The organism is Phycicoccus sp. CSK15P-2 (assembly GCF_016888005.1).
GTDB lineage: Bacteria > Actinomycetota > Actinomycetes > Actinomycetales > Dermatophilaceae > Phycicoccus.
On sequence record NZ_JAFDVE010000011.1, the window covers coordinates 117,015 to 131,531 of the forward strand.

General features: G+C 71.4%; 13 protein-coding genes. 10 read left to right on the forward strand and 3 right to left on the reverse strand.

The window, feature by feature from the left end:
* The first annotated feature begins 17 nt into the window (after window positions 1-17).
* The 6 genes from JQN72_RS07470 to JQN72_RS07495 all read left to right on the forward strand — a co-directional run bounded on the left by JQN72_RS07470 (window position 18) and on the right by JQN72_RS07495 (window position 6,664).
* Window positions 18-755, forward strand: coding sequence for a peptidase E (locus tag JQN72_RS07470; RefSeq protein WP_204134537.1), 738 nt, complete (start codon window positions 18-20; stop codon window positions 753-755).
* 137 nt (window positions 756-892) lie between these two features.
* On the forward strand, window positions 893-2,203 hold the full coding sequence (locus tag JQN72_RS07475; RefSeq protein ID WP_204134538.1) for an extracellular solute-binding protein: 1,311 nt from the start codon (window positions 893-895) through the stop codon (window positions 2,201-2,203).
* 109 nt (window positions 2,204-2,312) lie between these two features.
* Complete coding sequence (locus JQN72_RS07480; RefSeq protein ID WP_204134539.1) at window positions 2,313-3,326, forward strand: carbohydrate ABC transporter permease; 1,014 nt, start codon at window positions 2,313-2,315, stop codon at window positions 3,324-3,326.
* Entirely contained in the window at window positions 3,323-4,153 is an 831-nt protein-coding gene (locus tag JQN72_RS07485; RefSeq protein WP_204134540.1) for a carbohydrate ABC transporter permease, read from the forward strand. Before JQN72_RS07480 ends, JQN72_RS07485 begins: the two co-directional genes overlap by 4 nt.
* Entirely contained in the window at window positions 4,150-5,604 is a 1,455-nt protein-coding gene (locus JQN72_RS07490; protein ID WP_204134541.1) for a GH1 family beta-glucosidase, read from the forward strand. The genes JQN72_RS07485 and JQN72_RS07490 overlap by 4 nt, the downstream gene beginning before the upstream one ends.
* Before the next feature lie 46 nt (window positions 5,605-5,650).
* Window positions 5,651-6,664, forward strand: coding sequence for a LacI family DNA-binding transcriptional regulator (locus tag JQN72_RS07495; protein ID WP_307812498.1), 1,014 nt, complete (start codon window positions 5,651-5,653; stop codon window positions 6,662-6,664).
* Between the two features lie 42 nt (window positions 6,665-6,706).
* On the opposite strand, the gene JQN72_RS07500 is transcribed toward JQN72_RS07495, so the two are convergent.
* Complete coding sequence (locus JQN72_RS07500) at window positions 6,707-9,001, reverse strand: MMPL family transporter (RefSeq protein ID WP_204134543.1); 2,295 nt, start codon at window positions 8,999-9,001, stop codon at window positions 6,707-6,709.
* 71 nt (window positions 9,002-9,072) lie between these two features.
* On the opposite strand from JQN72_RS07500, the gene lipB reads away from it, so the two are divergent.
* The 3 genes from lipB to JQN72_RS07515 all read left to right on the forward strand — a co-directional run bounded on the left by lipB (window position 9,073) and on the right by JQN72_RS07515 (window position 11,651).
* Window positions 9,073-9,711 (forward strand): lipoyl(octanoyl) transferase LipB, encoded by a 639-nt coding sequence (lipB, locus tag JQN72_RS07505; protein WP_204134544.1) that lies wholly within the window; start codon window positions 9,073-9,075, stop codon window positions 9,709-9,711.
* A gap of 126 nt (window positions 9,712-9,837) precedes the next feature.
* A complete protein-coding gene (gene lipA / locus JQN72_RS07510) occupies window positions 9,838-10,863 on the forward strand; it encodes a lipoyl synthase (protein ID WP_204134545.1) in 1,026 nt (341 codons plus the stop codon).
* A 62-nt stretch (window positions 10,864-10,925) separates the two neighbouring features.
* Window positions 10,926-11,651: a DUF4191 domain-containing protein gene (locus tag JQN72_RS07515; protein WP_204134546.1), complete on the forward strand. Its 726-nt coding sequence runs from the start codon at window positions 10,926-10,928 to the stop codon at window positions 11,649-11,651.
* Window positions 11,652-11,732: 81 nt separating this feature from the next.
* Here the strand turns inward: JQN72_RS07515 and JQN72_RS07520 are convergent, their stop codons facing one another.
* Window positions 11,733-12,197 carry an aromatic ring-opening dioxygenase LigA gene (locus tag JQN72_RS07520; RefSeq protein WP_204134547.1) on the reverse strand — a complete coding sequence of 155 codons (465 nt, stop codon included), beginning with the start codon at window positions 12,195-12,197 and terminating at the stop codon, window positions 11,733-11,735.
* A 108-nt stretch (window positions 12,198-12,305) separates the two neighbouring features.
* Window positions 12,306-12,722, reverse strand: a complete 417-nt coding sequence (locus tag JQN72_RS07525) for an RDD family protein (protein WP_204134548.1) — start codon at window positions 12,720-12,722, stop codon at window positions 12,306-12,308.
* 252 nt (window positions 12,723-12,974) lie between these two features.
* Between JQN72_RS07525 and glnA the strand changes: the two genes are divergently transcribed.
* Window positions 12,975-14,399: a type I glutamate--ammonia ligase gene (gene glnA / locus JQN72_RS07530; protein ID WP_304622425.1), complete on the forward strand. Its 1,425-nt coding sequence runs from the start codon at window positions 12,975-12,977 to the stop codon at window positions 14,397-14,399.
* Window positions 14,400-14,517: the final 118 nt, after the last annotated feature.

The window sequence follows — 14,517 nt, forward strand, 5'->3', positions numbered from 1 at the left end:
CTTCGTACAGTGAGCGGATGCCCGCTGACCAGCCCACGATCCTCGCCACGTCCGGTGGCTACCGCCGGGGAGAGCGCGCCCCGCTCGAGCTCGACGCCCTGGTCCACCACGCGGTCGACCTGTCCGGCGTCCACGGCCGGCGCCCCCGGGTCACCGTCGTCGGCACCGCGTCGGGCGACCAGCGAGCGTTCTTGTACGACCACCTGCAGGCGGGCCGCCTCGCCGGGTTCGACCTCACGGTCCTCGAGCTCTTCCCCCTACCGAACGTCGAGGACGTCCCGGGGCACCTCCTCGACCAGGACGTCGTCTGGGTCGGAGGTGGCTCCGTCGCCAACCTCCTCGCCGTGTGGGCCGTCCACGACCTCGGGCCCGCGCTGCGGGCCGCGTGGCAGAGCGGCGTGGTGCTGTCCGGCGTCTCCGCGGGGTCGATCTGCTGGTACGTCGGCGGCACGACCGACTCGTTCGGCCCCGAGCTCCGGGCGGTGACGAACGGCCTGGCGCTGCTGCCCTACGGCAACGGCGTCCACTACGACTCCGAGGCACGGCGCCGCCCCCTCGTCCACCGGCTCGTCGCTGATGGCACCCTGCCCGAGACGCACTGCACGGACGACGGCGTCGGGCTCGTCTACCACGGCACCGAGCTCGTCGAGGCGGTCGCGGAGCGGGACGCCCCCGCGGCCGCCTACCGGGTCGTCCGGGACGGCGACGCCGCCGTCGAGGAGCGCCTCGGGACGCGGCGTCTGACGCGGTCCTGAGCCGCCCGGGGTCCCGCTCAGGTCTCGAATCGGTAACAGCCCCTGGGACGACCATTGACGCGCTCACGACGACCCACCACTCTGTGAGAGCGCTCTCGTGAGAGCGCTCTCAACCCGGTGGGACCGAAGGAGTTCTCATGACCGCTCGACCGACCCCGACGCGCTCGCGACGCCCCCGTCACTGGCACGCCACCATCGCCACGGCCGCCGTGGCCGCTCTCGCCCTCACCGGGTGCGGCGGCGACTCCGACGGCGCAGACGACGCCGCCGGGGACGACGGCCCGGTCACCCTGACCCTCGCGACGTTCAACCAGTTCGGCTACGACGACCTCATCCCCGAGTTCGAGGCCTCCCACCCGAACATCACGGTCGAGCACAAGAAGGCGGCCACGTCGAACGAGGCCCGCGACAACTTCTTCACCCGGCTCGCCGCCGGCAGCGGGATGGCCGACGTCGAGGCCGTCGAGGTCGACTGGCTGCCCGAGATGCTCCAGTACTCCGACAAGCTGAGCGACCTCACCTCCGACGACGTCGCCGGTCGCTGGCTCGACTGGAAGACCGCCGCCGCCACCGACGGCGAGGGCCGGCTCATCGGTTACGGCACGGACATCGGCCCCGAGGCCATCTGCTACCGCGCGGACCTCTTCGAGAAGGCCGGGCTGCCGAGCGAGCGCGAGGAGGTCGCGGCGTTCTTCGGCGACACCTGGGAGAGCTACTTCGAGGCCGGCCGGAAGTTCAAGGCCACGTCCGACGTCCCCTTCTTCGACTCCATCGGCGCCACCTACCAGGGCATGGTCAACCAGGTCCCGGCCGCGTACGAGAACCCGGACGACGACACCGTCACCGCCACGGACAACCCCGAGGTCAAGGCGATCTACGACCAGCTCGTGAAGGCCGGCATCGAGGACGGCCTCTCCGCCAAGCTCCAGCAGTGGGGCGACGACTGGACCGCGTCCTTCCAGAAGGACGGCTTCGCGACGATGCTCTGCCCGGGCTGGATGCTCGGCGTCATCGAGGGCAACGCCGAGGGCGTCGAGGGCTGGGACGTCGCCAACACCTTCCCGGGCGGCGGCGGCAACTGGGGCGGCTCCTACCTCGTCGTGCCGGACCAGAGCGAGCACCCCGAGCAGGCGCGCGAGCTCGCCGCCTGGCTGACCGCCCCCGAGCAGCAGATCAAGGCGTTCAAGGCCGTCGGCACCTTCCCGAGCCAGACCGAGGCGCTCGACAGCCCCGACCTGCAGTCGGTGAACGTCGAGTTCTTCAACGGCGCACCGACCGGCCAGATCCTCGCCGAGCGCGCCAAGGCCGTCACCGTGTCCCCGTACAAGGGCGCGCACTACTTCGCGGTCAACGACGCGATGCAGCAGGCGCTCACCCGCATCGAGCAGGGCGAGGACCCGACGACCTCGTGGGACAAGTGGGTCGCCGAAGTGAAGTCGATGGGCTGACCCTGCCCCTCCATCCGAGCCGCACCGGCCCCGCCGGTGCCCCGAGACCCGGGTGGCCCGGTGAGCGCGCAGGCTCGCCGGGCCACCCGACCCCAGGAGCGGACTCCCGATGACCGTGAGACCGACGCAGCCGGCCCCGGTGGCGGCCCCGACGCCACCGGACCCGGCCCCGCCGGAGCGAGCAGACCGGCCCGGCCCGGGCGCCCCCCGCACGCGCTGGCGCCGCAGGCTCACCCGCCTCGACGAGAAGGGCGCGCCGTACGCGTACGTCTCGCCGTTCTTCCTGCTCTTCGGTGTCGTCGGGCTCTTCCCGCTCCTGTACACGGCGTGGGTCTCGCTGCACGACTGGAACCTCATCGGCGGCCAGGGCGACTTCACCGGCCTGGAGAACTACCGCGACGTCCTCGCCCAGCCGTACTTCTGGAACGCCCTGCGCAACACCGTGAGCATCTTCCTGCTCTCGAGCGTCCCCCAGGTCGTCCTGGCCCTCCTCATCGCCGCCGCGCTCGACAGCAAGCTGCGGGCCCGGACGTTCTGGCGGATGGGGGTCCTCGTCCCCTACGTCCTCGCGCCGGTCGCGGTCGCCCTCGTGTTCAGCGACCTCTTCGGGGACCGGTTCGGGCTGTTCAACCACGTCCTCGGGACGCTCGGGGTGCCCGAGATCCGCTGGCACCAGGACACCCTGCCCAGCCATCTCGCGATCGCGACGATGGTCAACTTCCGGTGGACCGGCTACAACGCGCTGATCTTCCTCGCGGCGATGCAGGCCATCCCCCGTGACTACTACGACGCCGCGCTGGTGGACGGCGCGTCCCGGCTGCGCACGCTGTGGTCCATCACGATCCCGCAGCTGCGCCCCACCGTGATCTTCGTCGTCGTGACCTCGACGATCGGCGGCCTGCAGATCTTCGACGAGCCACGGATGTTCGACCAGTACGGGCTCGGTGGGCCGGACAAGCAGTGGCAGACGCTGACCATCTACCTCTACCAGCTCGGCTGGACGCAGAAGAACTTCGGGCGGGCGGCCGCCGTCGCCTGGATGCTTTTCCTCATCATCGTCGTCTTCGCGCTGGTCAACTTCCTGCTCACGCAACGGATCTCGTCCAAGGAGGGGAAGCGATGAGCCTCGCCCGCCGCGCCCACGCCGCGCCCACCGCGTACGTCTTCCTCGTCGTCGTCCTCCTCGCCTCGGCGTTCCCGTTCTGGTGGTCGATGGTCATCGGCAGCAAGGACTCGTCCGCGATCGTCCGCGACCCCTACTCGCTCGTCCCGGGCGGCCACTTCCTGCAGAACGCCGCGACGGTGGCCGACACCGTGCCGTTCTGGAAGGCCCTCGGCAACAGCGTCATCGTCTCCACGACGGCCTCGGCCGCCGTCGTCCTCATCAGCACGCTCGCGGGGTTCGCCTTCGCCAAGCTCCGTTTCCGGGGGCGCGGCGCGCTGCTCGTCTTCGTTATCGCGACGATGGCGGTCCCGACCCAGCTCGGCGTCGTCCCCCTGTTCATCGTCATGAGCAAGCTGGGCTGGATCGGCAGCCTGTGGGCGGTCATCCTCCCGAGCATGGTCAACGCCTTCGGGGTGTTCTGGATGACCCAGTACCTGCGCGAGGCGCTGCCGGACGAGCTCGTCGAAGCCAGCCGGGTCGACGGCGCGTCGACCCTGCGGACGTTCTGGTCGGTGGCTCTGCCGGCGGTACGGCCCGGCGCGGCGATGCTCGCCCTCTTCACGTTCATCATGACGTGGACGAACTTCTTCTGGCCGTTCATCATCCTCGACCCCGGCAACCCGACCCTGCCCGTCGCGCTCCAGCAGCTGCAGGCCGCGTACTTCGTCGACTACTCGCTCGTCCTCAACGGGGTGGTCCTCATGGCGCTGCCGCTCATCGGCCTGTTCGTGGTCGCCGGGCGCCAGCTCGTCGCCGGCATCATGCAGGGCGCGGTCAAGGGATGACGGCCCCCACCCGCACGGCGCACGGGACCCGCACCCTGCCGTCCGACTTCCTCCTCGGTGCCGCGACCGCGGCCTACCAGATCGAGGGCGGGCGGCACGAGGACGGCCGGACCGACTCGGTCTGGGACACGTTCTCGCACCGTCCCGGGACGGTCGTCGGCGGGGACACCGGCGATGTCGCATGCGACCACTACCACCGCTCCCGCGAGGACGTCGCGCTCATGGCCGACCTCGGGATCGAGTCCTACCGCTTCTCGGTCGCGTGGCCCCGGGTCCGCCCGGACGGCGGTTCGGTCAACCCGCGCGGTCTCGATTTCTACGAGCGCCTCGTCGACGACCTCCTCGCCGCGGGCATCCACCCGTGGCTGACCCTCTACCACTGGGACCTGCCCCAGGCCCTCGAGGACCGTGGCGGATGGACCTCCCGGGAGACCGTCGACCGGTTCGTCGAGTACTCCCTGTCGGTGCACGACCGACTCGGCGACCGGGTCGAGACCTGGACGACCCTCAACGAGCCGTTCTGCGCCGCGTTCCTCGGGTACGTCGGAGGCGTCCACGCGCCGGGCCGCACCTCGCCCGCCGACGGGCTCGCCGCCGCGCACCACCTCCTGCTCGGGCACGGGTCCGTCGTCCGGGCGCTGCGCGAGCGTGACGCCTCGCTGCGGCTCGGGCTCACTCTCAACTTGACGGTCGTCGACCCGCTCGACCCCACCGACCCCCGCGACGTCGACGCCGCGCGACGCGTCGACGGGCAGGTCAACCGGATCTTCCTCGACCCGCTGTTCCGTGGCCACTACCCTGCCGACGTGCTCGACGACGTCACGACGTTCGGCCTGGAGGACCACGTCCGCCCGGGCGACCTCGACGTGGTCTCCACGCCGATCGACGTGCTCGGCGTCAACTACTACACCGGTGACGTCGTCGGGCACCGCGCTCCCCCGTCCGCGGAACCCGGTCCGCTCGAGCCCCCCGCGGGGCGGTCCCCGCTGCCGGCGGCACCGGACGCGCACAGCCACCCGCGCGGTCTCCCGACGACGGCCATGGGCTGGGAGGTTCAGCCGGACGGCCTGACCCGGTTGCTCACCCGGGTCCACGAGGAGTACACCGGCCCTGCCCGCACGGCTCTCTACGTCACCGAGAACGGCGCCGCCTACGACGACGAGCCGGGTGACGACGGCGCGGTCGAGGACGACGACCGCACCGACTACGTCCGCGCCCATCTCGGCGCCGTGCTCGACGCCGTCGAGGCCGGGGTGCCGGTCTCCGGCTACTTCTACTGGTCCCTGTTCGACAACTTCGAGTGGGCCTGGGGGTACGCCAAGCGCTTCGGCATCGTGCGCGTCGACTACGACACCCAGGAACGCACCCCGAAGGCCAGCGCGCTCGACTACGCTCGCCTGATCGCCACCCGTACCCTGCTCCCCCCGACCGCCGATGTCGAACGGCGCTGAGACCGAGCCGGGCGGCACCCGGACCGGCAGGCCGACCCTCGAGGAGGTGGCGCACCTCGCCGGGGTGTCCCGCGCCACCGTCTCCCGCGTCGTCAACGGCTCCACCCGCGTCCGTCCGGACGTCGTCGAGCTCGTCCAGCGTGCGGTCACGCAGCTCAACTACGTCCCGAACCGGGCGGCTCGCTCGCTCGCCGCTCAGCGGACGATGTCGATCGCGCTCGTCGTCCCCGAGGACGCCCACCGCTTCTTCAGCGACCCGTACTTCGCCGACATCGTCCAGGGCATCGACGACCGGCTCGAGACGAGCGAGTACGTCCTGACGCTCCTCCTCGCCCACCCGCGCAGCCCGTCCGACAAGACCCGCCGCTACCTGCTCGGCGGCAACGTGGACGGCGCGCTCGTCGTGTCGCACCACTCGGGAGACCACTTCCTCTCCGAGCTCGCCCGGTCGCTGCCGGTGGTCTTCGGCGGGCGGCCGATGGGGCCGGTCGCGCGGGCGGACGACCACTACGTCGACGTCGACAACCACCTCGGCGCCGTGCTGGCCACCCGGCACCTCCTGGAGGCAGGCGGCCGGAACGTCGCCACGGTCGCCGGGCCCGAGGACATGCCCGCCGCCCTCGACCGCGAGCAGGGCTGGCGCGACACCCTCCGCGAGGCCGGTCTCGCCTCGGACCGGCTGATCCGCGGAGACTTCACCGAGGTGAGCGGCGTCCGGGCCGGGCTGAGCCTCCTGGACCGCTGGCCGGACACCGACGCGGTGTTCGTCGCGAACGACCTCATGGCGAGCGGTGTGATGCTCGCCTTCGCCGAGCGTGGCGTCGCCGTCCCCGACGACGTCGCGCTCGTGGGGTTCGACGACAGCCCGTACGCCGTGCGAGGGCCGCTCGGGCTCACGACCATCGACCAGCGGACCCGCGAGATGGGCGGGATCGCCGCGGACATGCTGCTGCGGCGTCTCGCGGGCGAGCCGGTGGAGCCGACCCAGGTGCTGGCCCCGCGGCTCGTCGTGCGGGAGTCCTCGCTGCCGGCGCCGTCGCGGACCGGCGGCGCCGGCTGACCGTCGGGGCCAGGACCCTGGGCTCGCCTGGCTCCGGTCTCGTCAGGACTCCGGCTCGGGGTCGGCCGCCGGATGGGCCCCGGAGGCGTGGCGTCCGGGACCGGAGCCGCCACCGTCCGCGACGAGCCGGGCCGGCCACCAGGTGCGCGCCCCGATGTCGTGGACGAGGGCCGGGACGAGCAGCGAGCGCACGACGAAGGTGTCGAGGAGCACGCCGAACCCGACGATGAACGCGATCTGGACGAGGAACTGGATCGGCAGGACCGACAGTGCCGAGAACGTCGCGGCGAGGACGATGCCGGCGCTCGTGATGACCCCACCGGTCACGGCGAGGCCGACGAGGACGCCGGGACGGGTCCCGCGCTCGATCGCCTCCTCCCGGACCCGGGTCATGAGGAAGATCGAGTAGTCGATGCCGAGGGCCACGAGGAACACGAAGCCGTAGAGCGGGATCGACGGGTCTCCCCCGCTGAAGCCGAGGACGTGGTCGAAGACGAGGGCGGCGATCCCGATCGTCGCCCCGAACGACACGACGTTGGCGACGACGAGCACGAGGGGGGCGAGCAGCGAACGCAGCAGGAGCGCCAGCACGAGGAAGATGACGACGAGGATGGCCGGGACGATGACCCGCAGGTCCCGTGCGCTCGCGTCGAGGACGTCGAGGTTCGTCGCGGCGTTGCCCCCGACGAGGGCGTCCTCGCTCACGGCGTCGAGAGTGTCGCGCAGGCGTTCCACGGTCTCCTCGGCCCCGGCGGTGTCGGCGGCGTCCCGCGTCGTGGCCTGGATGACGGTCTCGCCGTCGACGACCGGCGGGGCGCTCGGCTCCTGACCCGGCTGCGGTGGGGTCAGGCCGAGGTAGGCGCCGTCGATCCCGGGGTCGTCCTGGACGACGGTCAGCGCCTCCTCGGCCTGCGCCTGCGGGACGACGACCTGGAGCGGCTGGGCGGCGCCGCCCGGGAAGTGACGGCCGATGACCTCCTGCGCCGTGATGGAGTCGACGTCGGTGAGGAAGGTCTCCTCGATGGTCGCGCCGTCGGCCTTGAAGGTCGGGACGAACGCGGCGGCCCCGAGCAGGACGACGAGGGTGATGCCCCAGGTGCGTCGCGGGTGTGTGCCGACGAGGGACGCGACCCGGCCCCACAGGCCGCGGGAGGTGCCGACGACGTCCTCGGCGTGCCGGTGGTCGATCTTCGGGGCGAACGGCCAGAAGACCTTGCGCCCGAACAGCAGGAGGACCGCCGGCAGGAAGGTGAGGGACGCCAGGAGCGCGCCGGCGATGCCGAGGGCCCCGACCGGTCCGAGCCCGGACGTGCTGCGGAGCTCGGCGAGCAGCAGGCAGAGCAGCCCGAGGATGACGGTGGCGGCGGAGGCGGCGACTGGCTCGACGCTCCCCCGCCAGGCGGCCTTGAGGGCGACCCAGGAGCTCGGCTCGTCGTGGAGCGCCTCCCGGAAGCGGCTGACGAGGAGCAGGGCGTAGTCGGTGGCCGCGCCGACGACGAGGATGAAGAGGATGCCCTGTGACTGGCCGGAGAGCGTGATGACGTCGCTCTTCGCCAGCTGGTAGACGACGAGCGACGCGGCCGACAGCCCGAAGATGGCGCTGAGCAGCACGGCGACCGGCAGGATCGGGCTGCGGTAGACGACGAGCAGGATGACGAGCACGACCGCCAGGGCGACACCCAGCAGGATGCCGTCGATGCCGGCGAAGGCCGCCGAGAAGTCGGCGATGAGACCACCGGGGCCGCCGACGTAGGCGTCCAGGCCCGCGGGGGCGAGGGTGCGCCCGATCTCGGCCCGCAGGGCGTTCGCGCCCTCGGCGAGCGCGGTCGTCTCGCCCTGGGCCTCGGTGCCGGACTCGCCGTCCAGGGGCACGGTGACGAGGGCCGCCTCGCCGTCCTGGGACGGGATGGGGACGACGGGCGTCCCGGCCACGAGGTAGTCGCCGAGCGTGCCGCCGTCCTCGAGGACCGGCAGCGACAGCCCGGGGACGTCGGCGGCGAAGCGCTGCACGGCGGCGAGGTCGTCCTGCGTCAGCGTCCCGCCGCCGCGCTTCTCGACGACGACGAGGTAGGGCAGCTCGGTGTCGTCGCTGAAGCGCGACAGGGCCTCCGCGACGAGGGTCGACTCGGCCTTCTCCGGCAGGAACGTCGAGTTGTCGTTCGACTGGACCCCCGAGAGCTTCCCCTGGGCCTGGCCGCCGAACGCACCCACGACGAGCCAGACGAGGACGAGCCCGACCGCGGCGAGGAGCGCCGGGCGAGGTCTGCGGGCGCGGCGCGCGGGGTCGTCGGCGTCGTCCGGCGGTGGGGTCGCGGGGTCCGCGGGGGCCTCGGTCATGGGGTCAGCCTAGGAGCCTGCCCGGACGGGCCCGGACAGGGTTCGACACGTCAGCGGCGTACCGTGTCGCCATGCGCTTCGTGCACCTCGGATTCGCCCCCGACCTCGTCGACTACGAGGAGGGCTGGGCCACCCAGCGCGCCGTGCACGCCCAGGTCGTCGAGGGCACCGAGGAGGACACCACGCTGCTGCTCGAGCACGCCGCCGTGTACACCGCGGGGAAGCGCACGGAGCCGCACGAGCGGCCCACGGACGGCACGCCGGTCGTCGACGTCGACCGCGGCGGCAAGATCACCTGGCACGGGCCGGGCCAGCTCGTCGGCTACCCGATCGTCCGGCTGCCCGAGGTGCCGATCGACGTCGTCGCCCACGTGCGGCGCCTCGAGGAGGTCATGATCCGGGTCTGCCGCGAGTTCGGGGTCGAGACGGCCCGGGTCGACGGCCGCAGCGGCGTCTGGGTGCCTGCAGACCGGCGCGACCCGGAGCGCAAGCTCGGGGCCATCGGCGTCCGGGTGAGCCGGCGGGTGACGATGCACGGCTTCGCGCTCAACTGTGACGCCGACCTCGGCTGGGCCGACGCCATCATCCCGTGCGGCATCGCCGACGCCGGGGTCTCCTCGCTCACCCAGGAGGCCGGGCGGGTCATCACCGTCCAGGACGTCCTCCCCTACGCCGAGAAGCACCTCGCCGACGTCCTCGCCCGCTCCTGACCCCCTCCTTTCTCCACTCCTTCGCGGGGTCAGGGGCATCCCGTGCGCTCAGGGGCCTGTACCCACCTGATCCCGCGGGATGCCCCTGACCCCGCCGTAAGGAGGGGCGAGCGTAGGGTGGATCGCGTGACTGTCGCACCCGAGGGACGCCGCCTGCTGCGGGTCGAGGCGCGCAACGCCGAGACGCCCATCGAGCGCAAGCCGGAGTGGATCCGCACCACGGCGAAGATGGGGCCGGAGTACACCCAGATCCACGCGATGGTGAAGGGCCAGGGCCTGCACACCGTCTGCCAGGAGGCCGGCTGCCCCAACATCTTCGAGTGCTGGGAGGACCGCGAGGCCACCTTCCTCATCGGGGGTGACACCTGCACCCGCCGCTGCGACTTCTGCGACATCGCCACCGGCCGCCCGCAGCCCCTCGACGACGACGAGCCGCGCAAGGTCGCCGAGTCCGTGCGCACCATGGGTCTGCGGTACGCCACGGTCACCGGCGTCGCCCGCGACGACCGGCCCGACGGCGCCGCCGGCCTCTACGCCGAGACGATCCGGCAGATCCACGCGCTCAACCCGAACACCGGGGTCGAGATCCTCCCGCCCGACTTCGGGGCCAGGCCGGAGCTCGTCGGCCAGGTCTTCGACGCCCGCCCCGAGGTCTTCGCCCACAACCTCGAGACCGTCCCGCGGATCTTCCGCAGGATCCGTCCCGCCTTCACGTACGAGAAGTCGCTGAGAGTGCTGTCGATGGCGCGTGAGGCCGGCCTGGTCACGAAGTCCAACCTCATCCTCGGCATGGGCGAGGAGGACCACGAGGTCGAGGAGGCCATCCGCGACCTCCACGACGCGGGCTGCGACATCCTGACGATCACCCAGTACCTGCGCCCCTCCCCCATGCACCACCCGATCGACCGGTGGGTCAAGCCGGAGGAGTTCGTCCACTGGAGCGAGGTCGCGGACGACATCGGCTTCAAGGGCGTGATGGCCGGCCCGCTCGTGCGTTCGTCGTACCGGGCGGGTCGTCTCTGGGCCACCGCGATGAAGCGGTGGGGACGCCCGGTGCCCGAGCACCTGTCCCACCTCGCCGAGGCCGCGTCCGACCCCGCTCGCCAGGAGGCGGCGTCGTTGGTGGCCCGGTCCGCGCGCACCGTATCCTGAGGGCTCCCCGCCCGGCTCCCACCGGGCGCACGTCGTTCGCAAGACCAGGAGCACCGACCCCCGTGTCCGACCAGCCCGAGAAGAAGCCCGGACGGATCGCCGAGATCCGGCAGGCCTACTCCGCCCTGAAGACCCTCGACCCGAAGCTCGGGCGGTGGATGCTCGGTGTCGCGCTCGCGACCGCCGCCGTGATCATCGCCGTGGGCTTCGTCCTCGGCGGATGGTTCCGGTGGTACGGCATCCTCATCGCCATCCCCACGGCCGCGCTCGCCGCGACGGTCGTCATGAACCGGCGGGGCAACAAGGCCATGTACGGCGCCCTCGAGGGCAAGGTCGGCGCGGCCGGCGCAGCGCTCAACGGCCTCGGCAAGCGGGGCTGGTACGCGGCGCAGGAGCCGGTCGCCATGGACGGCGCCCGCGGCACCCGGCCGCAGGACATGACCGGAGCCGCACTGGTGTTCCGCGCGCTCGGCCGTCCCGGTGTCGTGCTCATCGGCGAGGGCCCGACCGGTCGGGTCGCCAAGCTCCTCAAGCAGGAGGAGAAGAAGGTCGCCCGGGTCGCTCCCGGCGTGCCCGTGCACCTGTGGACGGTCGGGGACGGCGAGGGCCAGGTGCCCGTCCGCAAGATCTCGAGCAAGCTGACCCGCATGCGCCCCGTCCTCAGCAAGGCCGAGGTGTCCGTCGTCAACAAGCGGCTCACCTCGCTCGGCGGCCTCAAGCCGCCGATCCCCAAAGGCATCGACCCGACGAAGGCCCGGATGGACCGGCGTGCCATGCGGGGCAAGTGACCCCACCGTCCCCACCCCCGGGACGACGACGCGGCCCCCGCTCCCTCTGGGACGGGGGCCGCGCGCTCGGGGCGCCGGACGTCAGGCGCGGCGGGGGGCGAGCCGGGTCATGGCCACTCCGAGGAGCAGCTGGGTGAGACCCAGGCCCATCGCCATGGCGCTGACGCCGAAGGCCAGCACCGAGGTGAAGAGCGAGGCCCGCAGGAACGAGGCGTTCATGACGACGGTCCGCCTCGGGTCCTCGCGGTCGAGCTCGGCGTAGGTCTTGCCGTCCGAGGCCTCGAGGGCGTGGTGGTTGATGATGTCCGCCTGTGCGTAGGCGCTGAACGGGCCGTCGACGTCGTCGCCGGCGAGCCAGCGTGCGTCCTCGGCGACCGTGATCTTCTCGGCGGCGAGCTGGTCCTGGACCAGCACCCAGGTGGACCCACCACCGATGAGCATGACGGCGCCGATCACGGCGACGACCCACCCGACGACCCGGGCGAAGCCGCCCGAGGAGCGGGCCGTGGTCGCGGCGGTGGTGGGGGTCGAGGTCGATGTGGTCATCGTGAGCTCCTGCCCTGTGCGCTCCGGGAGTCTCCCGGCTGAGTCCATTGTCCTACCGCTCGTAGTAGTAGACCAGGCGCCGAGCTTGTGTACTACGTCACGTAGTAGCTACTTCCCCGGGCCCGGCGCTCCGCCGGGGTGGACGATGCGCGTCCCGGCGGCGACGTCGTGCAGCCCCCGCCCGTCCCGGCCGGAGAGCACGGCGGGGACGAAGAGGCACAGCAGGGCGGTGCGGACCAGCACCTGGAGGGGAAAGCTGCCGGGACGCACCTGCCAGACCTGCAACCCGAGGAGCCGGTGGCCCACGGTGGAGCCCGTGAGTGAGACGAGGACGACGGTCAGCACGAAGAACACGCCGAGCGGCGCGAACGCCGCCGCGCCTCCGCGCGAGGTGTCGATGCCGATGAACGCGACGGCGACGAGCTGCGCGAGCAACCAGTCGACGACCACGGCGACCAGGCGACGCAGCAGGGTGGCGGTCGGAGGTGCGGGCGCGCCGCCGTGGAGGGCGTCGTCGGTCGGCACGCACCCAGCCTAGTTTCGACCGACGGTCCACCGGACGGCGCCCGCCCTCCTCGACCCACCCCACCCCTCCTGCCACGCCCGTCTCACTGGTCGTCCGCGCCTCGGTCCGCTCGTATCACCCGTTGATACGGTGCTGTGCGTTACGTCGGCGAAACATCCGGGTGACGGTCGGGAAACCGGTCAGCCCTACCTTCGTCGGCAATGCCTCAGGGCTGGCTCCATAGCCCCTGCACCGAACCAGGAGGTTCAGCATTGTTCAGCTCCGCTGACGAGGTCCTCACGTTCATCAAGGACGAGGACGTCAAGTTCGTCGACATCCGCTTCTGCGACCTGCCGGGCATCATGCAGCACTTCAACGTGCCGGCCCAGACGGTCGACGAGGACTTCTTCGAGAACGGCCAGATGTTCGACGGGTCCTCGATCCGCGGCTTCCAGGCCATCCACGAGTCCGACATGAAGCTCATCCCGGACCCCACGACGGCCTACCTCGACCCGTTCCGGGCCGAGAAGACGCTGATCATGAACTTCAGCATCGTCGACCCCTTCACCGGGGAGAAGTACGACCGCGACCCGCGCAACATCGCCGCGAAGGCCGAGGCGTACCTGAAGTCCACCGGCATCGCCGACACCGCCTTCATGGGCGCCGAGGCGGAGTTCTACATCTTCGATGACGTCCGCTTCGAGACGAAGCAGAGCGCCGGCTACTACTTCATCGACTCGGTCGAGGCCGCGTGGAACACCGGCCGCGCCGAGGAGGGCGGTAACCGCGGCTACAAGACGCGGTACAAGGGCGGCTACTTCCCCGTCCCGCCGGTCGACCACTTCGCCGACACCCGCGACAAGATCTGCCTCAACCTGGCCAAGGTCGGCATCGACGTCGAGCGCAGCCACCACGAGGTCGGCACCGCGGGCCAGCAGGAGATCAACTACCGGTTCAACACCCTGCTGCACGCGGGCGACGACGTGATGAAGTTCAAGTACGTCATCAAGAACACGGTGTGGGAGCTCGGCAAGACCGCGACGTTCATGCCGAAGCCGATCTTCGGCGACAACGGGTCGGGCATGCACACCCACCAGTCGCTCTGGAAGGACGGCGAGCCGCTCTTCTACGACGAGCGGGGCTACGGCGGCCTGTCCGACATCGCCCGCTGGTACATCGGCGGTCTCCTGGCGCACGCCCCCGCGGTGCTCGCCTTCACCAACCCGACGATGAACAGCTACCACCGTCTGGTCCCGGGCTACGAGGCGCCGGTCAACCTCGTGTACTCGGCCCGCAACCGCTCGGCCTGCGTGCGCATCCCGATCACGGGTGACAGCCCGAAGGCCAAGCGCATCGAGTTCCGCGTCCCGGACCCCTCGAGCAACCCGTACCTCGCGTTCTCGGCGATGCTCATGGCCGGCCTCGACGGCATCAAGAACCGCATCGAGCCGCCGGAGCCCGTGGACAAGGACCTCTACGAGCTGCCGCCGGAGGAGCACGAGAACATCGGGCAGGTCCCGGCCTCGCTGCCGGCCGTCCTCGACGCGCTCGAGGCCGACCACGAGTTCCTCCTCGAGGGCGACGTCTTCACCGAGGACCTCATCGCGGCGTGGATCGACTACAAGCGGACCAACGAGGTCGACCCGATCCGCTTCCGCCCGCACCCGCACGAGTTCGAGATGTACTTCGACATCTAGGCCTGACAACCTCACGAACCGGCCCCTGAACTGCTGAAACGCAGATTCAGGGGCCGGTTTGCCTCGCCCCGGTCCGCAAGAAGGTCCTCGAGGCGTTCGTTGCTGACCAACGGCAGCC